Source organism: Streptococcus suis, assembly GCF_902702775.1.
Lineage (GTDB): Bacteria > Bacillota > Bacilli > Lactobacillales > Streptococcaceae > Streptococcus > Streptococcus hashimotonensis.
The window spans coordinates 468,218-494,501 of record NZ_LR738724.1 but is presented as its reverse complement, the minus strand read 5'-3'; the positions used below and the strand labels follow the sequence as shown (position 1 = coordinate 494,501).

Here is a 26,284-nt window from a genome sequence, read left to right as displayed (position 1 = left end):
GTGACCCTAGCTGGTGCCAAATCAAAAAAATTCCTGAGTCAGTACATTCGAACTCAGGAATTTTTTATGATTTTCATACTTGGTAGCTACGATTGCTAATTTAAAAGAAATTACTCTTCTTTCTTTTTGTTTTTAAATACATACACAAAAGTTGAAAGAGTGGCCAGGGCTGCTCCTAACCAAGTTAAGCTACCGCCTGCTTCTCCAGTCTTTGGCAAAGTCTCTTTGCTCTTCTGAGGTTTCTTACCATCTGACATTTCATCCATTGGCTGTTTGACCGCTGGTGATGTTGTTTTTGACCCTTGTGACTCGGGTTTCATCTTCTCAGAAGGATTATCCGTTTTTTGAGATTCTTTTGCCATCTGATCTTCTTGTTTTGGCTTAGCCATTTTCTGAATATCAGATTTTTCTTTTTCAGATTCTTTAGGAACCTCAATCTTAGGAGTTTCAGTTTGTGGAATCTCTTTTTTCGGAGCTTCTTCTTTCGGAGTCTCTACTTTTGGTTGTTCTAACTTTGGTGTATCTTGTTTAGGATTATCTACCTTAGGCATTTTCTCCTCAGGAATAACCATCTCTGGTTGTTCCTTCTTAGGAACTTCTGGCTGTGGCATGTCCATATGTGACTTCTCGTTAGTAACTTTAACATCTACCAGAGCAATATCATACGAATGATCATCATAGATGACCTTCACATTTACCCCATATTTCCCTTCTACTAGCGGAACTTCTCCAACAATTTCTTTTGTAATTGGACCAGCTTCTTGAGGAACTGTGACAGCATCTAAGATTTTTTTCTCCGCAACTTCTTTTGAGGTTCCTACTGGATACGCTACCCAGTCAACCATTGAAACAATCGGTTCATAAAGTTCATCCTTAGTCTTATTGGGCACCATTTCTTCTTTCTTTGGACTTTCAGGTGCTGGACTTGGTGCTGGTGTGTCTGGCATTTCTGGTACACGAGGCATCTCTGGTCCCTCTGGAGATGAAGTCTCTGGTTTCATAGGAGCTTGCGGTTGCTCTGACTCTGAAGTCGGTGGCACTACCTCTGGTTGTTCCATTTTAGGTGTTTCGCTCTTAGGAACTTCTGGCTGTGACATATCTGGTACTTCTGGAGTTTTAGGTTGTTCTGGTTCTGGAGCAGGAGATGGCATTTCTGGACTTTGTGGCATGACCTTCGGCTGCATTTCTTCTACTTTTGGTTCAACCTTTGGCATTTCAGACATACGAGGTTGCTCTGGACTTCGAGGCATATCTTCATTCGGTTTGTCAGTCTGGTTAGATGTCACATGAACATCAACTAAAGTGACATCGTACGACTTATCATCGTAAATGACCTTTACATTTACTCCGTATTGCCCTGCTGCCAATGGAACGTCCCCAACGATTTCTTTTTTAGTTTCTCCTGCTTCTTTAGGAACCATTACTGCATCAAGAATTTTCTTCTCTGCTTCTTCCTTCGAAGTTCCTACAGGATAAACCACCCATTTGTCTGTTTGGACAATTGGCTCATAGATCTCATCTTTGGTTTTATTTGGCGCCATGTCTTCTTTCTTAGGACTTTCAGGAGATGGACTTGGCGCTGGTGCTTCCGGCTGTTCTGGTACAGAAGGCTTCTTCGGTTGTTCTGGTGTACCAGGCTTCTCTGTTTCCGATACCTTCGGATCAACCATAGGTTTTTCTGGAATAGATGGTGATTTAGGTGTTTCGGGTTTAAATTCTTCAATCTTCTTGACAATAGGGACTACTGTCAGCGAAGAAGTTATGGCATCTGTTTCAAGAATCGTTTTATTGCTGCCATCTACTTTCCACCCCTCCAATTTATATCCTTTAGGAATAACTAATGTTCCTTTTGGGGTATCATTAGTCGGTTTTTTGACTATTTTTGGCAATGCAACTTTTAATAGTGAACCTACAGGAACAGTTACAGAATACGAGCCTTTATAAAAGTAATAAGTTGCATCTGCCAAAGAATCTACATCCTTAAAAGTGATAGAAACCTTATCTATTGTTTTCGGTTCCAACGTTGGGACTTCTGATTTCTTATCTACCTCAGGAGCATTGTCTGGTACTACCATTCTTATTCCAGCAGCAGATACAACATCTGAGAAGAAACCGAAATATTTCATAACAGCGATGACAGGAAGAGTCTTTACATTTGTATTCTCAATTTTAGCTGTCAATTCGTAGGTCACTTTATCTGTATGGCTTGACGGAGCTTTAAGAAAATAGATCTTGGAACTTTCATTTCTCCAATCAGATAACTTCCCTCTCACATTTCCTACTGACCATTCCCACTGTGCGTTAAAACTACGCTCTCCTTCTATCCGATCTTCTTTACTAAAAAAACGATGAGTATTAGAGGATGAGTTGTCCAAGTCTTGGACCATTTTAGGGAATTTATCTAATATATCTGTTTTTTCCCCCTCTACAATCTTTGTCACTTGCAAACTCTTAGGAAGAATAAAATAATATCCCCCGCGTCCTCGGTCGAAAGACCAATTCTTAGTATCGAATGTCACCTTCCATGTAGCCTCATTATTATCCACCTTTACAGGCTCAATTGATACTGATTTTTTATAATAATCACCTTGATCATTACCGCTAAAATTTGTCCCCTGAATTAATCCTTCCTCATCATTTAGGGAGGCCTCCTCCCCCTCTACTACGTTTTTCGATTCTGATAATGAAACTAGCTCTTCATTTGAAACTAGTTCCAAATCTACATTTTCTTTTTTATCTCCCTCTTCTTTCAAAGAAGACTCAGCATTAGTTGAAGGATTATTATCTGCAACCATAACCGCTTCCTCCAATACTGGAGATGGACTATTTTTAGATGTCACGGAAATCTCTTCACTATTTGACTTTGGCGCTTCGGTCACAGCTACTTCTGTAAGCTCTGTCCCTTCTGCTTTGACCAATGATGTTGGATAAAGTAATAAACCACCCAATACCGTTGTACTTAATAATAAGCCTGATATTACTTTTTGCTTGCTCATAATTTGCTCCTTTTAAAAAAACGCATAATCTTTATAAAATACCTGTTTTCAAACTGGAAATTACCCTACTATTCTAAATGCACAGCCTTCCTTGGGTCAGTAGTAATTCATAAAAAACGATATTTAAACTAAATTAATGTAACCACTAGAATGATTTCTCGTAGAGTTCTATCTTTGTATCTCTCTCCGCACACTTCACTCCAACATTTCACCAGCAGACTCTACCTTACCATTAGGAATAATGACTTCCTTCAATAAGATATTTTCTTCATGGATCCGTCTGTACAGTACAACCATATAGATTGGGAATAGGATGATAAAGCTGAACTTGGCGTGGCATAACAGAGACAATCCTATCAATTCGGGGATAATGTTTAAGAAATAATTTGGATGTTTTACTGTTCGAAACAGCCAATGATCAATAAATCGATGGTTCTTTACCAACATCAATTTAACAGTCCAAATATCTCCTAAAATCCTTGTAACCCAGCATAGCATCATCATCGAAAAGAATAATACTGCTAGTCCAAGTACACTCAAGCCATCAAAACTAGCTTGTTTTAACACTGCCTCACTCAAACATGATAAGTAAAAGACAATGTGGACGACTGTTAGTAATTTTGTATTTTGCACTCCGTATTCAGAACCACCATTTGCTAAAATCCGCTGTTCATTTCTTAGCGAAATTTTCAAAAAATACAATCTCAATACAAAAACACTAATAACCCAAAAGACAATCATAATGTCCTTCCCTTCTCTTTGCAAATTCACAGAGTTCTACCCTGTGGCAAAAAAATTATATCAGTCACAACTATTTTCACCCCGCCTTCGGTCTATCTTTTTTGTATTTTTTATATTTTTGCATGTCGTCTTTATCCATCGAACTCTCCGCTTCTCATCCTCATCAAGATTCAAATAGAAGATTCCAACATTCAATAAAAAAAATTGCTCATGACTACTATCTAGTCACAAGCAATTGCTATCTATTTCTTACTGTCAAAATTTTTTTATATCATGGGATAATCTAGGAATCAAATTGAATAACAAAGCGCATTGTCTTTTCATCAGCAGCATAAAATGTATATCCAAATTGGTGTTTTTCAAGAATTTGTTGCACAATGAACAAACCAATCCCTGTTCCACCATCTTTTCTCTGCCGACTAAAATCTGGACGATAGAAAGGTTTGAAGATTTGCGACAATTCCTCCTCATCCAGTACAGTCTCGACTTCATTTTCAATAATTAATTGTTGCTCAGTTAATTGTAGACGAATAGCACCTCCACTTTTTGTATAACGAAATGCATTGTCCAAAACATTTTTTATAGCCTTTAGTAGATAAACTGAATTTCCTTCAATAATAACTGGAGCTAAATCAACTGTAAACTGATAGGGACGAACTTCCGCTAAGCTAAAATAGCTCGCCAATGAATCCTTAATTAACTCATCTAATTGGATACTTCCCTTGCTATCTTTCAATGCCATCTCGAGATTGGTTGCTTCTAAAATGGAATAAACCAAATTAGATTGTTCCTTCAGCAATTCTCTACATTTCTTCAAATAAGTATCATGATCCTGAAAAGGACCGACATTATGAATCATCCCCTCAATCAAGCCTAGCGCACTAGCAATCGGAGTTTTTAATTCGTGAGATGTGATACGGAGAAAGTCAGATTTTTCCTTTTCACGAGCTAAAGTCCTCTCGTTCTCCGTTTTCAATTCCTTGATACTGGTCAAAAGCTTACTATAAAGACTATTGACATCTTGTGCTAGGGTTGCTACTTCATCCACACCAGATACAGAACAATTAATCCCCGGCTCCAAAGATTGCATTTTGCGGGTTGTTGCAGAAATAGCTGCGATTCTACGAGTGGCCAGTCGACTATAAACAAAGGCCGAGGAAACTGCAAGCAAAATGATCAATACCAGAATGAATGGATAGAAGGTAACCAGGGTCTGACTGACATCCGAGAGAGAATGAAAACCGTAATTAAACAGCAAATAGTAGGTCGTCCCTTCAGCGGATTCTATGGCTACTGACCATGAACCAAATTCATCAAAATTCCCTTTCTTTAAATACTCCTCCTCGTTCTTTTTGGCCTCTTCGTCATTGGGATCTGGATAGATAATTTTATTTGACTCGGAGAATAGAGTAATGATGATATTCGGAGTTTTCTGATCGTAATCATCAATTTTCTCTAAAATTTCAACTTCTGGCTTCCCGTCCAGTTGCATCGCAACTCTCATATAATCATCTTTGAGTTCTTGTTTCCGAACTTGATTATAATAGATCGGCATGGCATAATATAATAGTCCCAATAAGGTCAAAGAAATAAAAGTAATCATCACCGTAACAACAATGAAGTTTTTTCTAGCGATTCCCATTGTTAGAATTCCTCAACCTGATAACCTCGACCAATTACCGTTCGTAAAGGAAGAGATGGTAACTTCTTACGTAGATTCTTGATATGATTGTCCAAAACTCGGCTATCCAGTTCTGTATAGCCCCAAATTCCCAGCATTAGATGATCACGATTGACAATTTTTCCACGTCGTTTTGCCAAGTACAGTAAAATCTCGTATTCTTTTTTCGTTAATTGCACTTCTTCTTCTGCCATATAAACCGCTCCACTGGACGGATGGATTTGGATGTCGGCTGCTTCTATAATATCACCTTCACCACGCAAAATATTTTCAATGCGTTTCACAAGAATAATCGGCGAAAAAGGTTTTACAACGTAGTCACTAATCAGTTGATTGAAGCTAACCAATTGAGTGTATTCGTCATCCATTGCCGTTAACATAAGAATTGGAATTTTTGATGTCTTACGAATCTCCTGTAGGACTTCCAATCCTGTCATGGACGGAATCATAATGTCCAATACAATCAAATCAAATGATTCTTCTCGAAATGTTTCAAGTGCAATTTTTCCGTCGGAAATATGGGTCACTTCATAGCCGTGATCCTTTAGAAACTCACAAACTACTTGACTGATAACAATATCATCTTCTACAACCATAATTTTCGCCATTATACTCTCCTTTAAAACATATAAATAAATTGGTATTCTTGTGTCTCTTGTTATATATATATCTACTATCTTGAAAAAACAGATAAAAAATACATCTCGAAGAGAACATGTATAGAATTGTTTGGTAGACTAAACTAAATTAAATTAATAAAGAAAGGACTACTAATGTTCAACTTGAATTCTGAAAAACTGACTGTTCTTAAGTGGTTTGATATTGTCATCCTGAGTCTGATTTTATTTGGTGAGGGAATTTTCAACTCCACACTCCAATACCTGGCACTACAAGATCAAACGAGAACCCTACAGGAAAATCTGACTTTTTCAGCATTAGATAACTGCAAGGCAGTGGCCATTCAAATTGTATGGTTAGCTCTTGCCCTCTTCTATTTACTACTGCGTAATTTTGACTTTTCACAGTGGAAAAAACGAATTCTCTTTACACCGTGGGTTCCACTACAGACTATCGTCATCTTCATTGTCGCAGCCCTCTGTATGGATGTTTTTCAGCTTGTGTCCCATCAAGTTATCGCACCTGCGACACCATCGATGTTTCACTTGGTAGATAAAGCCAGCTATTCATTAATATTCTATGCCTTGCTAAATGGATTCTACGAAGAGATTTTCTTCCTTGGTATCTGTCTGATGGGCAATCCAAAACATACTAAGTGGGCATTTCTCTACTCACTGATTATCCGTTGTAGCTTCCATACCTATCAGGGTCTAGTTTCTGGTATCGGACTAGGATTAATCGTTGGAATTATTTTCCATCTACTCTACCAAAAAATAAAACCTCAAAACATGCTTCCGTTCTTCTTGGCTCATGCCATAGCAGATATTATCGGGCTAACAGTCCTGGGGCATATATACATATAATACGTACACATTTATGACTCACATAACCATCTAAAGGTGATGTGAGTTTTATTTATGCTTCCAGACCCGTTTGAAAGGCAGGGGAGCAGAAGACCTCCATTTCCTACCACTAAGATAGAACTCTATGGCATATCATATCCAGTCAACAGCATATAAATAGTGGCTCAACACAGTCCTTATAGCAGACTTTTCTTTGAATCAATTATGTTTAGTTTATAAAAAGTTGCTCTCATAAAACAACTTCACATTACCTTCTCTGTAGATAACAACAATAGTATATCACAATAAAAAGATATATAGAAAAGTCACTCAAAAGAAACACAGAATACTTAGACAAAACATAGAACTATTTTAAATGTGCTAAAATCACCTCTATTCAGCTGAGGATATTAGCCAGTTTCTAAACTTTCACAATCAGTTTGTGTCTATTCTGCATGGCTGTACAGACGTTCTTTAAATAAACAACAACCACCTCATCGTGCGCATTGAGGTGGTTGTTATCCAAATATAGTAATTGGATTCCTAAGGATGAGGATGAAAATTAGACATTGTATCATAATTCCTGTTAGGTAGTCCACATATCTTCTTTATCATGTGACTACACCAACTACTATGTACCAACTTAGGTGCAAAACATACTATGGATGGCGATATGTTTGCATAATCTATTTTATCATGGAATCCTTAAATTCATTTATGTTTCATCTATTGTTTGTTTACGCTTACTCTATTATCGAGAATTATTCAAATTTTCCCCTTAAAAATTGCTACAAACTGGACCTTATGCATTTTTTCTACTCTTTTTCCGTAGGAATGGGACGACTAAAAGTAGCAAAAATCCTAGTAGGGTCGCAATTCCATTTTTCTCCCCAGTATTAGGTAGCATTTTTCTGTGATCCCGATTTTCTTTCTTCTCTGTTTTTTCAATAGTAGCAGAAGATTTTTTCGTATCCATCTTATTACTACTTGTTTCTTTACCTTTGTTGGAATCCATTTTTTCTGGCATGATTTCCTTTTTACTGCCAGAATTTGGTTGAGTTTTTTCCCTGTCTGACAGAAATTTTTCTTTGATGAGGGCCTCTGTCTTTATCTGAGGTTTTTCCGCAGGTGATGGCTTGATAATTTCCTTGTTAGACAAGTAAATACTGCGTTCCATACCTGTCATGACTTCAGACATCACCTTACCATTAACCAGTACTGTATAGAAGGTACCATCAAGCAACCCCTCTTTAAAAATAGCCTTTCCATCTGCATTCGTCCGCAGCGTTCCAATTGAGCGACCTGTTTTATCCACCAAGGTCACTTCTTGCCCGCTTACAGGATTAGCTCCTGCATTGCGAATAACCACTGTCAACGGTGTCCTGCTGAATTCTGGATCAACAGTCCCCTCCCCCTCAGCAATAAAGCTAGAGCCCAACTGACTCTCACTTCCATTGGCACGGAGGGTATACCCCTGCGCAACTCCATCTACAACTACACTCAAATTAATATTTAAGGGAAGATGATTAAAAATAGCCTGCCCCTTGGCGTTTGTTCTATTGGTAGCGACTACCTTGTGTTCTCTTGTTGAGGTATCCACTATCTGGACTTCCTTATCTGCTAATACTTTTCCGTTTTTATTGATAATGGTTGCTGTAAAAGTAAATCCTTTTTCTTCAGTTTCTTCTTTCTTACTGCTATAAGATGAAGCCTCTTCCTTTACAATTTTATCTGAAGAAAGATAGGCAAAACGAGACTGTCCCGGGAATACCTCTCCAATTTTCTCTCCATTGACATAGTATTCATAGAAAGTACCTTCAACGATTTTGTCAGTAAAGCTGACCTTTCCGTTTTGATCAGATAAGCGACTTCCAAGGGATTCATTAGAAGAGGTTTTTAATTCTACTAATTGAGAAGATAAGGGAGTTGCATCTTCATCCTGAACGGTAATCTCAATCGCCTTCCCACTCAATTGCTCCTTATTAATAACAACATTGGTCTCCGATTCAGGCTTATTAGCTAAATCAGGCATGTTTCCTTCACCTGATACCGTATTGTTACCGTCAACTGTGTTTGCTCTGAAATCCAATTCAGTCTTGTTGGTTGCTACATCTGTTTCCTCCGCTAAAATAGTAGGCATTGAGCCCAGTCCAGCAGTTAAAAGTGCTACAACAGATACAAATCGAATGGTGTGATGTTTTGAAAATAACATAATAGTCTCCTTCTAAAATATAAACTCTTTAATATACCCCCTCAAAAAAGAGCCTTTATTAGTTGTTCTAAATCAAGGCTCTCCTCATCAAAGGGATCTTTTCAGTGTAAAATGATTTTGTATTTTTTATACTCCTACCAGACCTTCAAACGCTCCTCAGGCTTAACATACATAGGATCGCCCTCTTTAACATTGAAGTCTGTATAGAATTGTTCCAGCTGATTCACAATATTATTCACACGGTATTTAGCAGGTGGATGTTCATCAGTAATATTGGCAATTGCAAATTCTTTCGTTGTCACTGCACGCCAAACTTTTCCGTAGGCTTCGAATACTTTCTTGGTATCATAGCCTTTTTTCTTGGCAATATCAATGGCAACTGTCATTCCTCCCAAATCAGCAATAATTTCTCCCGTTGAAATCTCCCCGTTGACATAGTATCCTGGGGCAACTTCCAATTTTGAATAAATATCTGCTGCTTGTTGAACCTTAGCCTTGAATTTTTCCAAGTCTTCTGGTTGCCACCAGTTCACTAAGTTCCCTTTTTCATCAAATTGTGAGCCTGCTCTATCAAAAGCATGGGAAATCTCGTGTCCAATGACAGCACCAATTCCACCCAGATTTGCCTCTGGACTGGCAGATGGGTCATAGAAAGGTGCTTGTAAAATACCTGCTGGAAAAACAATTTCATTGTTTGATGGGCTGTAAAAAGCATTGACAGTGTGCGCAGGCATTCCAAAGTGAGTCTTATCAAAAGGCTTATTAAGCTCAGCAAACTCTTCTTTCAATTTGCTCATCCGAATCGTATCAATATTAGATAGCAAACTACCTCCATCCTCCTTGGCTTGGATGCTAAAATTAGTATAGTCTTTCCACTGATCTGGGTAACCAATTTTAACGCCCATACTGTCTATTTTTTTAAGGGCATGCGCTTTTGTCTCCTCAGACATCCACTGTACTGCTTGGATACGTTCGCGATAGGTTGACTTGATTTCTTCCACCATTTTGAGAACATCTGCTTTAGATTCTTCTGAAAAATGATTCTTCACATAAAGTTTGCCAATCAAGTCCGCAAAGTTTTCATCAACAGCAGATTCGACAACTTCATCATGACTTGGAATATTTACAGTCCCTTCCATTGCCCCCTCATAAGTTGCCTTAGCTTCAATAACATCTTCTGATAAATAATTGCTGTAGTGGGCAATCAAACGATATTGGAGCAGAGCTTTAAGAGCTGCAAGGTTCTTTTCTTGATACAATTCATTTAATTTCTTAAGAGCATCTGGTTCTGATACCACCATTATTGCAGCATGCTCAAGCTCCAGTTCTGAAGCAAGTGCTGAAATTGGTAGATTGGGTGCTAATGCTTTCACCTCATCCCAGGTCTTTTGATTATACATTGCATCAAAATTATCTGCCTCTTTCTTTGGACGCTGCACTATAGCCATCTCTTTTTCCAAGTTAAATACAAGCTCTGCCTTTGCAGCGGCTTCCTTGGAATCATCCCCTATTAAATGAAAAATTTTTTGTAAATACTCTTTAAAGGCTTTCTGACTTTTCTGTGAAAAATCATCAGTCCCTTCATAGTTCTCTTTCGCAAAACTTAATTTATGAGGGTCAATATAGAGAGAATTTTTATTACTATCCTTTATATCCTGGGTGACACTCAAATTGATGAGTGTTCGGATATTTTTACCATACATAGAAACAAAAATCTTGCTCACTTCATCCATTGTAGAGGCTTTCTGTATCTCGTCTAGAAACGGTTTGAGCGGTTCAATTCCTAGTTTATTTCGCGTCTCAAAATCAGCCGCTAAACGATAAAAGTCAATCAGCTTTCTCTCCTCACTTCCGATTTTCAACTGCTGATAATTTTCATCCAACTGGTCAATCATTTCTAGGATTTTTTCTTGTGTTCTGTCTGTCATTTGAGCAAAGTTATCGATTTGAGCCTGACCTTCTCCCAATTTTGTTTCCTTCAACCATTCAGCATTGATATAAGAATGAAAATCGGTTTGCGGTGTTGCTTGCGGAGTCGATTTCCCCACTCCACAGGCTACTAGAAATACCACAGAAAACATGGAAACTGCAGTTAACTTAAGCGTCTTATTCATCTTGATTACACATACCTTTCGTTAAATTTGAAATGAAGTCAATAATTTACTATTTCTTTAAAATAAATACTGTCTACTTATCTCCTCCTTATCAATAAATGCACAAATAAGTCAGACTATCCCTACTCGTCCATTTCGCCTCATCTCTAGATTTAGCTGAGCAGTCCCCATCCTGTAAGACACAAGATAAGTCTCGCGCATTTTCCAAAAGAGACCAATAGCCGTTTGTCCATGTCATCTTAGCAACTGCCGATAGGAGGTCTCAATCGAATCATGTGCTTGTTGCACAAAAATTCTCCTTAGCCTGATGTCAGCAGTCACTTCAGCATAGATTTCAGCGCCTGACTAAACCATCTAATGAGTCTCAATTTCCCTTAGAATCAGCCTCAGTATATCACACCAAACCCCTTCAAAACGGGAAAACTCAAAAGAAATACAAAAAGCTTATACAAATCTTATATTGCCTAAAAAAGAGATGCAATCATTCTTACCGACTCTCCTTCCCTTTCTCATACAACAGAAATACAGCCATATAAAAACCTGCCTCTAGGAAGGAAGAGACAGGTTTTTATATTATGAATTGAAAAAGATTTTAGAAGGCAATAGTAAATAAAGAAGTTTTTAGAGTTTATGCGAATCATTTACTGGACTACGATATTTTAATGAATTAAAAAAGTTTGTGAAAGTTTTGTTTGATTATGAAATTTCAGTGTATAAGAAAGTTTTATTAAATTATGAAGGACAAAAATTATAAGATTGATAAGAATTACTCTCTAAGCTATGAGAAAGTTATTTCAAAATTTCTTTCAACCAATGTCAGATTCATTAAAAGTCCTAGTCAATGTACTTTTTCTTGTATGCCTCATCTGAACGAGACTAGATTTGTACAGATGATTCCATTTGAGACTATCTCTAAAACTTCTTTTCGGTACGACGATCTATCTGATACATAGTACCTTTCCATTGTCATGGCCGCTAATTTAACCAAAGGTAAGCAAGAAATATTAAATTAGTTCCGACAATTATTGGAATAACTATGACGTTCACTTCAGATTACATTTCGCTTTGCTATGACTTATTCCATCATAACTCCTTTTCAATTTCATCATTCGCTATCTTAATCGATACCGTGAAGTTAGTATAGCATAAAAAAATGTCAAAAAAACAAAACATATACAAATATTACATAAAAACTAGGGTAGGGTTATATAACCTAAAAAACAGATATGTATCATCTCTTACACAAACACCTTTGGCTATTCGTAAGAAATAATATGAACTTCGCTGTGTTTACTATTTATAGTAAAGTCATTTCTCAAAGTTTTCTTCCCATCCAAACCAGCTTGACATTTTTACAATATACTAGCCTACACTTATCATTCTATCCAGCTTTTTTGCGTGATTATGTGGCTACTCTAATAACAGCCATTAACGTTAAACTTTGTAGACCTTCATTCTCCAACTACATCGTACAACGATTGAATTTTTCAAATAAATCATCTTACAGATAAAGCGTATACAAATAATAGTCTGTCCCCACCTACAAATTTCTCGTTTATGATAAGATGAGTGTGTAGAGGAATGGCCATTCTTTTATATATTTTTTTAGAAAGAGGTGCTTTATGAAGAATCAACTTAAAAGTAAAGCAGTAGCTATTTTACATGCACAAGCAATTCCTGCCCTAGCACTAATCACAATGATTGGAATGGCTGGGACAACTGCCACTATCCACGCCGACACCCAGGCAGCTAACATGCCTGTTGAATCGGCTCAATTTAATGGATATTACGATTTTCTCTTTCCACAAACAACAGAAACTCTAACATTGGCTCAGGAATTACGTGCCGATTTAGAAGACCGTATTAGCGAGGTGGAAAAACGAGCTTCTTACTCTCCCGAAGTCACAAGCCAAGCTGATGAATTACGCGTAAAAGTTCAGCAGCTTGACTTTGTTTGGGGTTCCAAAGATGATTTGATTCAGATATACGAAATGATTCTTCAAGATATTGCGATTTGGAAGGCACAAGTAGAGGATCACGGCTTAAATCCTATTGATGACTATCCATATCTAGATGGTGACATCATTCCTCTTCGTCGCACTCCTGAGTTTTATGAATTACGAGACGAATTAAAAGCAGACTTGGAAAGCCGTATCACTGAAATCGAAAACTTGGAATCAAGAAAAGGCTATTGGACTCCAAAAGCTAATAATTTCCGCAACCAAGTTATGAAACTTGAATACTATCACATTGAACAGTCCCTAATTCAAGAATATGAGAGAATCCTTCGTAATCTTGCAACCTGGCGAACACAGGTGAACGAATCCTAATCCTTTTACTACCATTTCACTTTTCATAGTTTATAAAATTACGTATAAATTCCTTTTATCATCAAACAATGTATAAACTAGAGAGAGCAACTGCTCTCTCTTTATTTCTTTATTTGAGACCAGTCTACAGTAATGCCAATCATTTCATACTCCACGCAATAAAACACTCCTGTGTCTAGTTTTATACTAGAATTCAACAGGAGTGTTTTTTTCTATATGTCATTTTAGGAAGTATTCAAACCAAGATGGGTTTTCGGATGTAGATTACAGTTCAATCCTCCAACCGATTTCCCACTCGATAAAACTACCGTTGTTATAATCTACGCGTCCGTGCTCATATCCAAGTTCAACAAATGATGGCCAATCATCATTACTACTTTCGTCTGGGAGCTGGGTTTCACCACTTTCGCCTGGAAGGGGACGATGACCATTGTTACCGCTTAAGTTAGGCAAGTGCTTTTCACCACTTTCACCCGGAAGTTGATGACCGCCATTATCACCTCTTAAGTCTGGGAGCTGGCTTTCGCCACTAGCACCTGGAAGAAGACGATCGCCATTATTACCACTTAAATTTGGCACGTGGCTTTCACCACTTTCGCCTGGAAGAGGACGATGACCATTGTTACCGCTTAAGTTAGGCACGTGGCTTTCACCACTTTCGCCTGGAAGGGGACGATGACCATTGTTACCGCTTAAGTTAGGCACGTGGCTTTCGCCACTAACACCTGGAAGTTGATGACCACCATTATTACCACTTAAATTTGGCAAGTGGTTTTCACCACTTTCACCTGGAAGTTGACGGTCCAAATTATTGCCACTTAAGTCTGGGAGCTGACTTTCACCACTTTCACCTGGAAGTGGACGATAACCATTATTGCCACTTAAGTTCGGCACTTGACTTTCACCACTAGCACCTGGAAGTTGACGGTCACCATTATTGCCACTTAAATTCGGCACGTGGCTTTCACCACTAGCACCTGGAAGTTGACGGTCACCATTATCACCGCTTAAGCCTGGGAGCTGGCTTTCACCACTTTCGCCTGGAAGTTGATGACCGCCATTATTACCGCTTAAATTCGGCAAGTGGTTTTCACCACTTTCACCCGGAAGTGGATGACCGCCATTATCACCGCTTAAGTTAGGCACTTGACTTTCGCCACTTTCACCGGGAAGTTGAATACCACCATTATTACCGCTTAAGTCTGGGAGCTGGGATTCGCCACTAGCACCTGGAAGAAGACGATCGCCATTATTACCACTTAAATTTGGCACGTGGCTTTCACCACTTTCGCCTGGAAGGTGAAGACCACCATTATTACCACTTAAATTTGGCAAGTGGTTTTCACCACTTTCACCTGGAAGTGGACGATAACCATTATTACCGCTTAAGTTAGGCACGTGGCTTTCGCCGCTAGCACCTGGAAGAGGACGATCGCCATTATTGCCGCTTAAGCCTGGGAGCTGGCTTTCACCACTTTCGCCTGGAAGTGGACGATGACCATTATTACCGCTTAAGTTAGGCAAGTGGCTTTCACCACTTTCGCCTGGGAGCGGACTATGATTGCGGCTACCTAAGCCGGAATCGCCGGGGACGACAGTCTCACCTTCCTTGCCGGGAAGTGGATGACTATTACGACCTTCTAGATGGGACTGTTTTCGTGCAAGTCGCCCTTCAAAGTAACCTCTCTCATAGTCCGGATCTGGAATAGGAGCTTTTCCAAACCCTCTATAACCATCTAAATAACCTATTTCATAGCCTGTTTTCCATCCCTCTTCTGAACTAGATTCACTTAATTTCGGTCCACGATTGTCTCCCTCCGAACCTGGGAGAGGACGATCGCCATTATTGCCACTTAAGTTAGGCACTTGGCTTTCGCCACTTTCACCTGGAAGTTGATGGCCACCATTATTGCCACTTAAATTTGGCAAGTGGGTTTCACCACTTTCGCCTGGAAGAGGAAGGCCACCACTATTGCCGCTTAAGTCTGGGAGCTGGCTTTCACCACTTTCACCGGGAAGTTGAAGACCGCCATTATTACTGCTTAAGTTAGGCACTTGGCTTTCGCCACTTTCACCTGGAAGTTGATGGCCACCATTATTGCCACTTAAATTTGGTAAGTGGGTTTCACCACTTTCGCCTGGAAGAGGACGATGACCATTATTACCGCTTAAATTTGGAAAGTGACTTTCACCACTTTCGCCTGGAAGGTGACGGTCACCATTATCACCGCTTAAGTTAGGCACTTGACTTTCGCCACTTTCGCCTGGAAGAGGACGATTGCCATTATCACCACTTAAGTTAGGCACTTGGCTTTCACCACTTTTACCTGGAAGTTGACGGTCGCTATTATCACCTCTTAAGTCTGGAAGCTGGCTTTCGCCACTAGCACCTGGAAGTTGATGGCCTCCATTATTACCACTTAAGTTAGGCACTTGACTTTCACCACTTTCGCCTGGAAGGGGACGGTCACCATTATCACCGCTTAAGTTAGGCACTTGACTTTCGCCACTAGCACCTGGAAGTTGAAGACCACCATTATTACCGCTTAAGTCTGGGAGCTGGGTTTCGCCACTAGCACCTGGAAGAGGACGATGACCATTATTACCGCTTAAATTCGGCACTTGACTTTCACCACTAGCACCGGGAAGTTGATGATCGCCAGTATTACCGCTTAAATTCGGCACTTGGCTTTCACCACTTTCACCTGGAAGAGGACGATCGCCATTATTGCCGCTTAAGTTAGGCGCTTGGCTTTCGCCACTAGCACCGGGAAGGGGACGGTCACCATTATTACCGCTTAAGTTAGGCACTTGACTTTCACCACTAGCACCGGGAAGGGGACGGTCACCATTATTACCGCTTAAGTTAGGCACTTGGCTTTCGCCGCTTTTACCGGGAAGTTGATGGCCTCCATTATTACCACTTAAGCCTGGGAGCTGGGTTTCACCACTTTCACCTGGAAGTTGAAGACCACCATTATTGCCGCTTAAGTTAGGCACTTGACCTTCACCACTTTCACCTGGAAGTTGACGGTCACCATTATCACCTCTTAAGTCTGGGAGCTGGGTTTCACCACTTTCACCTGGAAGTTGATGGTCACCATTATTACCACTTAAATTTGGCAAGTGGGTTTCACCACTTTCACCTGGAAGAGGACGATTGCCATTATTGCCGCTTAAATTTGGCAAGTGGGTTTCACCACTGGCACCTGGAAGTTGATGGCCATCATTATTACCACTTAAATTCGGTACGTGGCTTTCACCACTGGCACCTGGAAGTTGATGGTCACCATTATTACCACTTAAATTCGGCACTTGACTTTCACCACTAGCACCTGGAAGTTGATGGTCACCATTATTACCACTTAAATTCGGCACTTGACTTTCACCACTAGCACCTGGAAGCGGATTAGGTGTACGACCCCCTAAGCCAGAATCGCTGGAAAGTGGACCACTATTATCGCCACTACTACCTAATAAGCGATGCATTCCAGCATTGCCATTCTGTCCTAATTGCTGACTAGTTCCCCCTTCACCCGCTAATTGAGAATTTCTATTTTCACTTTCTTGATGATAAACGCTCGATTCTGAATTTTGAGGGCTTCGATTTCCTCCTTCTGAACCCGGTAATGTCCTAGTATTCCGACCACTTAATGCTGAATTTTCTCCCTCGGTTTGCTGCTCCATCCTGCTATTCTCAACAATAGACAATCGTTGCTCATTTGCATTTCCACCCGGTCTTAGAATTTTATTTCCGCCTACGACTAGACCAACCGAAGCTAACGTGACAATGGCACCTGCATATAGCCATCGTTTCCCTGATTTCCACATCCTAAAACGGCCTTGAAATTTGAAAAAATTATTTGACATCTGTGAATATACCTCTCTACTTATTTTTTCACATTCTTAAAAAACGTACGTCATTCATTTGTACTGGATAATTTTATCAAAAAAATATCCCGTAAAAAGCCTCTTACAGCAAAAAATAGATAAAAAATATCCAAAAAATACGAACGTTTTACCTTTCTCCCTCAAACTTTTCACGATAAAAAAAGCCATCATTTTTGATGACTTTTCTCTTAATTGTTCTGACTTAAATTATTATAAACCATACAAATAAAATAGAAGAATAGCCTCGTATCTTATTTGTAAATACTAAAATTTTACAGAATCTTAATTTGTCCGAATCCGTACTCATCTACTAAGCATGGATCTGACGTCTTAAATCCACCTGCTGGAGAGTGTTGCAATGTAAAATCTCCATTTTCAATCTGTTTTGCAAGCTCATTATTCACTTCACCTTCTGAGCCACGTCCACCTGGTCTATAGTGGTTGATAAATGTATAATCACCCCAACTATTTTTTGTTTCTACTTCCTCACCTTCAAATCGATATGGATCTGATGTTTTAAAGCCAGTTGCTGGAGAGTGTTGCAATGTAAAATCTCCGTTTTCAATCTGTTTTGCGAGCTCATTGTTCACTTCGCCTTCTGAGCCACGTCCACCTGGTCTATAGTGGTTGATAAACGTATAATTACCCCAGCTATTTTTTGTTTCTACTGCCTCCCCATCAAATCGACATGGATCTGATGTTTTAAAGCCAGTTGCTTCAGATGATACAGCTGTAAATGTTTCTGCTTGTGCAGTAGCTCCTCCAAATAATGCAAGTCCTGCTAACAAGGTTACTGCACCTAATTTTAATGTTGACATAAAAATACTCCTTTAAATTTTTCTTTTCCGTACCAATGTACGGTTTTATTATAACAAAAATACAATTTATGAAAAGACGTTTTTTTCAAAAAATAGATAAAAAATAGCCTAAAAATACCAATAAGACGAACTCGATTTTAATACCTATTCGATAATCGAATTTAATCATTACGCTTCTTTAAGATGCTCATAATCAAAACTGTAAAGAATAAGCTGACAGCTCCCAGAATGGCTAAAAGCATCCCGTTTTTCTCACCTGTTTTTGGGAGGGAAACGCTCTGGCTTTGCTTAACAACAGCATGTAAATCCTCTTTTCTTTGCTTGTCTTCTTCCATGGCTTCAGATTTTTTTGATGGAGCCACCTTCTCTTCCTTGCTCCCCATTTTTTCTTGATGACCCTTTGACTCCAAGCTCACCTTCTCCTGAACAACATCCATTTGCTGTCCCATCTGCTGATTCTCTCGTGACAAACTCATTGATGGGGACTGAGAAGAGTTTGGTTGCTTCATATCATTTGTCTTGACTTCATCTGTGATGGCATCATTTTTTCTGATAAGGGGTGCTGGTTTACTAATCCGCTTCCCTTTTCCTTTTTGTACTGTCACAACCTCCCAAGCCATCTGACTCCCATCTTGGTCAAAAGCCCTGAATGACAGAGTTTCTCCCTCTTTTAATACTCGATTTCCTAAATCAAATACAAACTGACCTGTAGCATCAGCGGTTGTCCGAGCAAGCATTTCTTCAGCCTTATGTGTCGATACCAGTTCTACTGTCACTCCTGGGGCAATTTTTCCACTAATATAGCCGTGATCAGTTGTCACTTCGTCCACTTGAAATGGCAAGTCACTCTCATCCTCATCTTCTAAATATTGACCAACGACTACCTCTTTTGAGGCCAACAAAATATTTGTCTTTGGATCTAGAATCTCAAAACGAATTTTCTCTCCTTTTTCAAAGGGGAGTTGTAAATCTTGAATTTGAAAACCGAAAAAACCTAATTCATCAACTTGGACAGGCGGGTATACCTTACCTTCAATTGATGAAACCATCCGAACATAGGCATGTGGAAACAGAGTTCTACCAACGATATAATCTTTCTTATTGTGCAAAGTAGGGACAACAATCGGGTTTTCAAAAGTTGCCTCATCCATATCTACCTCTTGTAAATAAGTCACCAAGGGGGCAATAACAGCCTTATCTAATTGTTTGCTTGGACCATCTACCGTGTCAATATAAATTGATTCAACTTCTCCTTGCTGATTGTACACCAAGCGGTAATATTGCTCTCCTGGTTGCAATTTCGGTAAGGTAACTTTAAAGTTCCCTGTCTTATCAGCAATTGCTTCTTCCAAAAATTCAAAAGTAGCAACATTATATAATTGTACTTGACCAAACGGCACCGTCTGCCCCTCCAAAACGGAATTATCACTTGAAAGTGGCTTCACCATTATCTGTGAAGGGCTATCTGTTTTTTCCCACGGAATAACAATATGATTTGTAATAACTGGACGATTATCCTCAGAAATAAATGATAAAACTAGTTTGTCATTCGCCTTAAATTTCGAGCCTGCTAAACTGTCAGAAAAAGTCACCTCAAATCGCCCATCTTCATTGATTGGCGTCTTATCCGATACAAAACTTCCATTTATAGACAGATAAACAAATCCCTTAACAGAGGTATGCCCAATGACCTTATTGGCATGTTCCAAAATTGGTTCCACCAGAACTTGGTGTTGCCCATCTTCTGTCTTCTCTAGTCGTTCAGTCGGAATTTTATAAGCATCTGGATGACGCTCAGTTTTGACAGTTTCAATCAGTTCTTCACCTTCGCCCTCAGACTCTTCTTCAGATTCTTTCGGAAATGAACTAATCTCAACCACTTGGTTATAGCCCAATGGCTTCTCTAAAGAATGTTTAAACTTACCTTCTTCATCCGCTTCTAGACTATTATCAATGGAAGTAATCGCTTCACCATCCACAGAAATAAATACATATCCTCCAGGAATAGTCTGACCTGAAATTTGCTTGTCACCAGCATGGACAGGATCGATTTTCAAGATGCTTTCTTTAGCCTTTTTCTCGCTGTCAGGAAGACTAGCATCCGTCGGTTTCACTTCTACCTCAGTAGCTTCTTCCTTTTCTGTTTTTCTATCCGAATCTTCTACCAGCTCTTCTTCAATAGCAAGTGGCGTTTCCCTTACCTTGGCTTCGATTTCTGTACTCATAATAGCTGTTTCATCAGCTTTTGCAACTGCTCCAACACCTGTTCCAAACCACATAAGCGCAATCATAACAGAAGCTAATCCAACCTTACTCTTTCTCAACGAAAAAATTTCAGTCTGTCTATTCATTTTTTCTCCTTGTTTTCTATCATTTAATACTCAACACACACAGTGCCTACTCTAATTATAGAAAACCAATCTCACATAGTATTATGTTTCGTTTGTTTTTTATCTAATCTGCCCATGCTCATTCCCAAGAATAAACCTCAAAACGAAGCTTGGCTCAAGACCAGTAGCACTTCTCTGATTTCGTCTTCCCACTCCCAAAATAAAAAATACCAGCTACACCACATAGCTGATATTTCAGATAATTATTTTGCACTTCTGACACAAGCTTCATAGGTCTGTTCCATCAACATGGTAATAGTCATCGGACCAACACCACCTGGAACTGGGGTAATATAACTTGCTACTTCTGATACTTCATCATATTTGACATCACCGATTAGCTTGCCATTTTCATCACGATTCATACCAACATCAATTACCACGGCACCTGGCTTAACAAATTCCTTGGTCACAAAATGACCACGACCAATGGCAACAACAAGAATATCGGCCTGACGAGCAAGATCTGGCAAGTTTTTGGTACGAGAATGTGCAATCGTTACAGTAGCATTGGCATCCAATAGCAGCTGTGCCATCGGTTTACCAACAATATTAGAACGACCAATAACTAAAGCAGACTTCCCTTTCAGCTCAATCTGATATTCCTTGAACATTTCCATAATTCCTGCTGGAGTAGATGGAATCATGACAGGATGACCTGACCAGAATTTCCCCATGTTAGTCGGATGAAAACCATCCACATCCTTATCTGGGTCAATAGCCAACAAGACCTTCTCCTCGCTGATGTGGGCTGGTAAGGGCAATTGCACCAAAATACCATGCCATTCATCATCCTGATTATAGCGCTCAATCAAATCCAACAAGTCTGACTCAGAAATCGTATCTGGAACGCGAACAACCTCACTCTTGAATCCAGCAGCTAGAGCTGACCGCTCCTTATTCCGTACATAAACCTGACTAGCAGGATTTTCGCCAACTAAAATAACTACAAGACCTGGTACCAAACCCTTTTCTTCTTTTAATCGAGCAGTTTTCTCCGCCAAGGCAGCCTGCATTTTTACACCTAGTGCTTTCCCATCAATGACTGTCATACCTACACTCCTTTTGTTTTTTCTATTATACCCTAAAATTCTCCGACTGACTATACTTGTACAAAGTAGAATATAGCATGTAGCAAAAAACTCCGAACAATATCGGAGTCGTACTTATTTGTTCATTTATAGTCTTTTAGTTTACTTTTAGTACTAGGCAACGAGCTGCAGACAGTACTGGAGTACGGCAAAGCGAGTTAACGAAGTAATAAAAGAAAAACTAAATGACTATATTACAAGACCTTAGACAAGAAATCCTTAGTCCGTTCTTCCTTGGTATGTTCAAAGACTTCTTCAGGCGTTCCATCCTCCACGATGACACCACCATCCATAAAGATAACCCTGTCAGCTACCTCACGCGCAAATCCCATCTCATGAGTCACGATAACCATGGTCATCCCTGACTTAGCCAAATCCTGCATAACAGCAAGAACTTCACCAACCATTTCAGGGTCTAGTGCAGAGGTCGGTTCATCAAAAAGTAGGACATCTGGGTCCATGGCCAGACCACGTGCAATAGCGATCCGCTGTTGCTGACCACCTGAAAGGCTTTGTGGATAGGCATTCGCCTTATCTGGCAATCCTACCTTTTCAAGTAATTCCTTAGCCTTCTTCTCAGCCTCATCCTTTGCAATTCCCTTTGTCTTAATAGGTGATAAAGTAATATTATCTAATACCGTCATATTCGGAAAAAGATTGAACTGTTGAAAAACCATTCCCATCTTTTCGCGCATCTTGAAAATATCATTTGACTTGTCAGTAATATCAACACCTTCAAATGTAACAGTTCCCTTGGTCGGTACTTCTAAGAGGTTCATTGTACGTAAGAAAGTCGATTTCCCTGACCCTGATGGACCGATAATAACGACTACCTGACCTTGTTGAATATCTAAATCAATTCCTTTTAGAACCTCATTCTTTCCGAAGTACTTATGTAAATCCTTGATAGAAATAATCGCATTAGACATGGAACTGTCCTCCCTTGTTCAACTTTTTCTCAAACGACTGAATAATCACTGTTAGCACCGTTGTCATAATTAGATAATAGCTCGCTGCAAATACAAGTGGTGTTAAAGGAATATAAGAAGTGGATTGAACTGTCTGAGCACCGTTCCATAATTCCATCACACCGATGGTTGATAACAGGGAACTATCCTTAACAATAGTCACAAATTCATTTCCCAAGGCTGGAAGGATATTCTTGATAGCCTGTGGCATGATAACGTAACGCATCGCCTGCTTTGGTCTAATACCAAGCGAATAAGCAGCTTCCAGCTGTCCTTTTGGTACAGCATTAATACCTGCACGAACAGTTTCAGATACATAGGCACCCGAGTTCATCGAAATAACAATAATACCTGGAATCAAGCGTGTCAAATCTACCGTCAAAATTCCTAGCTGAAAAGTTGGTGCTACAAAATGTGTCATCGCAAAAGCAATCATAATCTGGACAATCATCGGTGTACCACGAAAAATCCAGACATAGATATTAGCAGACCAAGCTAAAACTTTATACTTACTACGCTGAGCAAAGGCAAGCAACACACCTAAAATACTACCAAAAAATACTGAGAAAAATGCAATAATGAGGGTAACAATTGCCCCATAATTAAAATAAGCCCAATACTCAGGCAAAAAAGAAAAATTCATTCATCCTACTCCAATTCTGTCATTTAGAGTCTATTATACCATTTTTGAATATTTATGCAATACTTTTGTTTATAATATTCATTTCACATAAGAAAAAAGCACCCTTAGGTGCCTCTCACTTCTTCTTAGTACAATAGCTCATAGATTTCCATTGCAATCAAGTCGATGCTATCAAACGCGTACGTTTCACGAGCAGCAACATCACGCAAGGTAAATACTGAACCATTTTCCTCGTCATAGCTATAAGCCACTTCTGCAACAACAATACCATCACGTTCGAAATTACGTTTCAACGTACCGCCGTCATTAGCCATAGCTTCCAGACGATTGATAATTCTCACCAAATGTGATTCCATATTCGTTCTCCTAATCCTTTTTATAGGAATATTTTACCACATATTGCCAAAAAAGTCTTATTTTTTCCCTATTTTCTTCCTATCGCCCTATTTTTCATAGAAAGTTTTTCCAAGCGTAGTAGTTTCTTGATTTTTCTATGAATCTTGTTATAATAAAGCTAGAACTGACCTTTTTTGACTATTTAACAATAGGTCACATTTTTCACAGAAAGAGGTAGAATTATGCTCTGCAAAAATTGTAATATCAACGACGCAACGATCCATCTCTACACCAACTTAAACGGTAAACAACAGCAGGTAGACCTCTGTCACAACTGCTATCAAATCATGAAAACAGACCCTAATAATGCCATCCTACGTGGGTTGGGAGATTTAACAAATCCTAACAACATGGATCCCTTTAGTGAATTTTTCAATCACCTAGGTGGCTATCCTGGCAATACCCCTGCTGGAAAAAATCGCGAACAGACTCCTCCCACTCAAGCCGGTGGGCATAATGGACGTGGTGGACAGACCCCTCCTCCGCAACAACCCCAACAACCAAATGGGCTCCTTGAAGAATTTGGTATCAACGTTACCGAAATTGCCCGTCGTGGGGATATTGATCCAGTAATCGGTCGCGATCAAGAAATTACCCGTGTCATCGAAATTCTCAACCGTCGTACAAAAAACAACCCTGTTCTTATCGGTGAGCCTGGTGTAGGTAAAACAGCGGTTGTTGAAGGCTTGGCTCAAAAAATTGTTGACGGCGATGTCCCACAGAAATTACGAGACAAGGAAGTCATTCGTCTGGATGTTGTCAGCCTCGTACAAGGAACAGGTATCCGTGGACAATTTGAAGAACGCATGCAAAAACTCATGGAAGAAATCCGTAATCGTCGCGAAATCATTCTTTTTATTGACGAGATTCACGAAATTGTCGGTGCTGGATCTGCAGGCGATGGTAACATGGATGCAGGTAATATCCTCAAACCAGCCCTCGCACGTGGTGAAATGCAACTAGTCGGTGCAACAACGCTCAACGAGTACCGTATTATCGAAAAAGATGCCGCCCTAGAACGCCGTATGCAACCTGTAAAAGTTGAAGAACCAAGTGTCGAAGAAACCATTACCATTCTCAAAGGTATCCAAAATAAATACCAGGATTACCATCATGTTAAATACTCCGATGCTGCTATCGAAGCTGCCGCAGTACTGTCCAACCGCTACATTCAAGACCGTTTCCTACCAGACAAGGCTATTGACCTTCTGGATGAAGCTGGTTCAAAAATGAATTTGACCCTCAACTTTATTGATCCAAAAGAAATTGACCAACGCCTGATTGATGCCGAAAATCGTAAAGCACAAGCTACACGGGATGAGGACTATGAAAAAGCGGCCTATTTCCGTGACCAAATTGCTAAGTACAAGGAGATGCAAAAGGCAACTATCAGCGAGGAAGATATTCCACTCATTACTGAGAAAGAAATTGAGGCCATCGTTGAGCAAAAAACAAATATCCCAGTTGGTGATTTAAAAGAAAAAGAACAGTCCCAGCTTGTGAACCTCGCTAGTGACTTAAAAGCCCATGTTATCGGACAAGATGAAGCAGTTGACAAGATAGCTAAAGCCATCCGCCGTAATCGTGTCGGTCTCGGTGCTCCAAATCGTCCAATTGGATCCTTCCTCTTTGTCGGACCAACAGGTGTCGGTAAAACCGAATTGTCTAAGCAATTAGCTATCGAACTCTTCGGTTCGGCGGACAGCATGATCCGCTTCGACATGTCCGAATACATGGAAAAACACGCTGTCGCTAAACTCGTCGGAGCTCCTCCAGGCTATGTAGGCTATGAGGAGGCTGGACAATTGACTGAAAAAGTCCGTCGTAATCCTTATTCACTCATCCTCCTTGACGAAGTTGAAAAAGCCCACCCAGATGTCATGCACATGTTCCTTCAGGTCTTAGACGATGGGCGTCTGACAGATGGACAAGGTCGTACTGTCAGCTTCAAAGATACCATCATCATCATGACATCAAATGCTGGTACTGGAAAAGTTGAAGCAAGTGTCGGTTTTGGTGCGGCTATGGAAGGGCGGACTCAATCAGTCCTTGGCCAACTTAGCAATTTCTTCACACCTGAATTTATGAACCGATTTGACGGCATTATTGAGTTCCAACCACTGAGCAAGGAAAACCTACTTGAAATCGTCAGCCTCATGCTAGACGATGTAAACAAACGCCTTTCTCACAATGGCATCAGCCTCCATGTAACAGATAAAGTTAAGGAGAAATTAGTGGACCTTGGCTACGATCCAAAGATGGGAGCTCGTCCACTACGCAGAACCATCCAAGATCAGATTGAAGATGCTATCACCGACTTCTACTTAGAACATCCAGCAGAAAAAGACCTACGTGCTGTCATGTCAAGTAAAGGTACAATTCAAATCAAGGCACAAACAAAGACAAAATAAGAAAATAGAGCTGCTCCCTACGAGTAGCCTATTTTACTGTTTTGATATTCTATTTTTCTAAATTTTTCCCCATCTCCATCCTATAAAAAAACTTTACTTTGTAAAGCCTATCACAAGGAAAAATAAGAAAAAAGTGGTATAA

16 protein-coding genes are annotated in these 26,284 nt (G+C 39.7%); 3 read left to right on the top strand and 13 right to left on the bottom strand.

Features of this window, described 5'->3' with window-relative positions; genetic code table 11:
- Positions 1-110: 110 nt before the first annotated feature.
- The 4 genes from GPW69_RS02510 to GPW69_RS02495 form a co-directional block, all read right to left on the bottom strand.
- Positions 111-2,996, bottom strand: a complete 2,886-nt coding sequence (locus GPW69_RS02510) for an LPXTG cell wall anchor domain-containing protein (protein WP_074391558.1) — start codon at positions 2,994-2,996, stop codon at positions 111-113.
- A gap of 195 nt (positions 2,997-3,191) precedes the next feature.
- Complete coding sequence (locus GPW69_RS02505; RefSeq protein ID WP_024402072.1) at positions 3,192-3,737, bottom strand: isoprenylcysteine carboxyl methyltransferase family protein; 546 nt, start codon at positions 3,735-3,737, stop codon at positions 3,192-3,194.
- Between the two features lie 283 nt (positions 3,738-4,020).
- Positions 4,021-5,379, bottom strand: a complete 1,359-nt coding sequence (locus tag GPW69_RS02500) for a sensor histidine kinase (RefSeq protein ID WP_074391559.1) — start codon at positions 5,377-5,379, stop codon at positions 4,021-4,023.
- A gap of 2 nt (positions 5,380-5,381) precedes the next feature.
- On the bottom strand, positions 5,382-6,026 hold the full coding sequence (locus GPW69_RS02495; RefSeq protein WP_024385031.1) for a response regulator transcription factor: 645 nt from the start codon (positions 6,024-6,026) through the stop codon (positions 5,382-5,384).
- 165 nt (positions 6,027-6,191) lie between these two features.
- Between GPW69_RS02495 and GPW69_RS02490 the strand changes: the two genes are divergently transcribed.
- The gene (locus tag GPW69_RS02490; protein WP_044768641.1) at positions 6,192-6,899 is read left to right on the top strand and encodes a CPBP family intramembrane glutamic endopeptidase; all 708 of its coding nucleotides are present in this window, start codon (positions 6,192-6,194) and stop codon (positions 6,897-6,899) included.
- Between the two features lie 781 nt (positions 6,900-7,680).
- On the opposite strand, the gene GPW69_RS02485 is transcribed toward GPW69_RS02490, so the two are convergent.
- On the bottom strand, positions 7,681-9,090 hold the full coding sequence (locus tag GPW69_RS02485) for an MSCRAMM family protein (protein WP_074391560.1): 1,410 nt from the start codon (positions 9,088-9,090) through the stop codon (positions 7,681-7,683).
- A 134-nt stretch (positions 9,091-9,224) separates the two neighbouring features.
- The gene (locus GPW69_RS02480; RefSeq protein ID WP_074391561.1) at positions 9,225-11,204 is read right to left on the bottom strand and encodes a M13 family metallopeptidase; all 1,980 of its coding nucleotides are present in this window, start codon (positions 11,202-11,204) and stop codon (positions 9,225-9,227) included.
- Positions 11,205-12,826: 1,622 nt separating this feature from the next.
- On the opposite strand from GPW69_RS02480, the gene GPW69_RS02475 reads away from it, so the two are divergent.
- The gene (locus GPW69_RS02475; RefSeq protein WP_044682202.1) at positions 12,827-13,534 is read left to right on the top strand and encodes a hypothetical protein; all 708 of its coding nucleotides are present in this window, start codon (positions 12,827-12,829) and stop codon (positions 13,532-13,534) included.
- A 264-nt stretch (positions 13,535-13,798) separates the two neighbouring features.
- Here the strand turns inward: GPW69_RS02475 and GPW69_RS02470 are convergent, their stop codons facing one another.
- The 7 genes from GPW69_RS02470 to GPW69_RS02440 all read right to left on the bottom strand — a co-directional run bounded on the left by GPW69_RS02470 (position 13,799) and on the right by GPW69_RS02440 (position 23,691).
- Positions 13,799-17,404 (bottom strand): KxYKxGKxW signal peptide domain-containing protein, encoded by a 3,606-nt coding sequence (locus tag GPW69_RS02470; RefSeq protein ID WP_156697650.1) that lies wholly within the window; start codon positions 17,402-17,404, stop codon positions 13,799-13,801.
- Positions 17,405-17,697: 293 nt separating this feature from the next.
- On the bottom strand, positions 17,698-18,243 hold the full coding sequence (locus GPW69_RS02465) for a hypothetical protein (protein WP_074391563.1): 546 nt from the start codon (positions 18,241-18,243) through the stop codon (positions 17,698-17,700).
- Between the two features lie 161 nt (positions 18,244-18,404).
- Entirely contained in the window at positions 18,405-20,594 is a 2,190-nt protein-coding gene (locus tag GPW69_RS02460) for a YSIRK-type signal peptide-containing protein (protein ID WP_074391564.1), read from the bottom strand.
- Positions 20,595-20,836: 242 nt separating this feature from the next.
- On the bottom strand, positions 20,837-21,685 hold the full coding sequence (locus GPW69_RS02455; protein WP_074391565.1) for a bifunctional methylenetetrahydrofolate dehydrogenase/methenyltetrahydrofolate cyclohydrolase: 849 nt from the start codon (positions 21,683-21,685) through the stop codon (positions 20,837-20,839).
- Positions 21,686-21,918: 233 nt separating this feature from the next.
- Positions 21,919-22,653, bottom strand: a complete 735-nt coding sequence (locus GPW69_RS02450; protein ID WP_002943067.1) for an amino acid ABC transporter ATP-binding protein — start codon at positions 22,651-22,653, stop codon at positions 21,919-21,921.
- A complete protein-coding gene (locus GPW69_RS02445; protein WP_074391566.1) occupies positions 22,646-23,335 on the bottom strand; it encodes an amino acid ABC transporter permease in 690 nt (229 codons plus the stop codon). The genes GPW69_RS02450 and GPW69_RS02445 overlap by 8 nt, the downstream gene beginning before the upstream one ends.
- 125 nt (positions 23,336-23,460) lie before the next feature.
- Positions 23,461-23,691 (bottom strand): DUF1797 family protein, encoded by a 231-nt coding sequence (locus tag GPW69_RS02440; protein WP_002938704.1) that lies wholly within the window; start codon positions 23,689-23,691, stop codon positions 23,461-23,463.
- Between the two features lie 222 nt (positions 23,692-23,913).
- Between GPW69_RS02440 and GPW69_RS02435 the strand changes: the two genes are divergently transcribed.
- Complete coding sequence (locus GPW69_RS02435; RefSeq protein WP_015646546.1) at positions 23,914-26,142, top strand: ATP-dependent Clp protease ATP-binding subunit; 2,229 nt, start codon at positions 23,914-23,916, stop codon at positions 26,140-26,142.
- Positions 26,143-26,284 lie beyond the last annotated feature (142 nt).

What these genes read in the sequence shown, in the direction of transcription:
- GPW69_RS02510 (WP_074391558.1), bottom strand. Translation starts at nt 2,996, where the DNA reads ATGAGCAAGCAAAAAGTAATATCAGGCTTATTATTAAGTACAACGGTA.
- GPW69_RS02505 (WP_024402072.1), bottom strand. Translation starts at nt 3,737, where the DNA reads ATGATTGTCTTTTGGGTTATTAGTGTTTTTGTATTGAGATTGTATTTT.
- GPW69_RS02500 (WP_074391559.1), bottom strand. Translation starts at nt 5,379, where the DNA reads ATGGGAATCGCTAGAAAAAACTTCATTGTTGTTACGGTGATGATTACT.
- GPW69_RS02495 (WP_024385031.1), bottom strand. Translation starts at nt 6,026, where the DNA reads ATGGCGAAAATTATGGTTGTAGAAGATGATATTGTTATCAGTCAAGTA.
- GPW69_RS02490 (WP_044768641.1), top strand. Translation starts at nt 6,192, where the DNA reads ATGTTCAACTTGAATTCTGAAAAACTGACTGTTCTTAAGTGGTTTGAT.
- GPW69_RS02485 (WP_074391560.1), bottom strand. Translation starts at nt 9,090, where the DNA reads ATGTTATTTTCAAAACATCACACCATTCGATTTGTATCTGTTGTAGCA.
- GPW69_RS02480 (WP_074391561.1), bottom strand. Translation starts at nt 11,204, where the DNA reads ATGAATAAGACGCTTAAGTTAACTGCAGTTTCCATGTTTTCTGTGGTA.
- GPW69_RS02475 (WP_044682202.1), top strand. Translation starts at nt 12,827, where the DNA reads ATGAAGAATCAACTTAAAAGTAAAGCAGTAGCTATTTTACATGCACAA.
- GPW69_RS02470 (WP_156697650.1), bottom strand. Translation starts at nt 17,404, where the DNA reads ATGTCAAATAATTTTTTCAAATTTCAAGGCCGTTTTAGGATGTGGAAA.
- GPW69_RS02465 (WP_074391563.1), bottom strand. Translation starts at nt 18,243, where the DNA reads ATGTCAACATTAAAATTAGGTGCAGTAACCTTGTTAGCAGGACTTGCA.
- GPW69_RS02460 (WP_074391564.1), bottom strand. Translation starts at nt 20,594, where the DNA reads ATGAATAGACAGACTGAAATTTTTTCGTTGAGAAAGAGTAAGGTTGGA.
- GPW69_RS02455 (WP_074391565.1), bottom strand. Translation starts at nt 21,685, where the DNA reads ATGACAGTCATTGATGGGAAAGCACTAGGTGTAAAAATGCAGGCTGCC.
- GPW69_RS02450 (WP_002943067.1), bottom strand. Translation starts at nt 22,653, where the DNA reads ATGTCTAATGCGATTATTTCTATCAAGGATTTACATAAGTACTTCGGA.
- GPW69_RS02445 (WP_074391566.1), bottom strand. Translation starts at nt 23,335, where the DNA reads ATGAATTTTTCTTTTTTGCCTGAGTATTGGGCTTATTTTAATTATGGG.
- GPW69_RS02440 (WP_002938704.1), bottom strand. Translation starts at nt 23,691, where the DNA reads ATGGAATCACATTTGGTGAGAATTATCAATCGTCTGGAAGCTATGGCT.
- GPW69_RS02435 (WP_015646546.1), top strand. Translation starts at nt 23,914, where the DNA reads ATGCTCTGCAAAAATTGTAATATCAACGACGCAACGATCCATCTCTAC.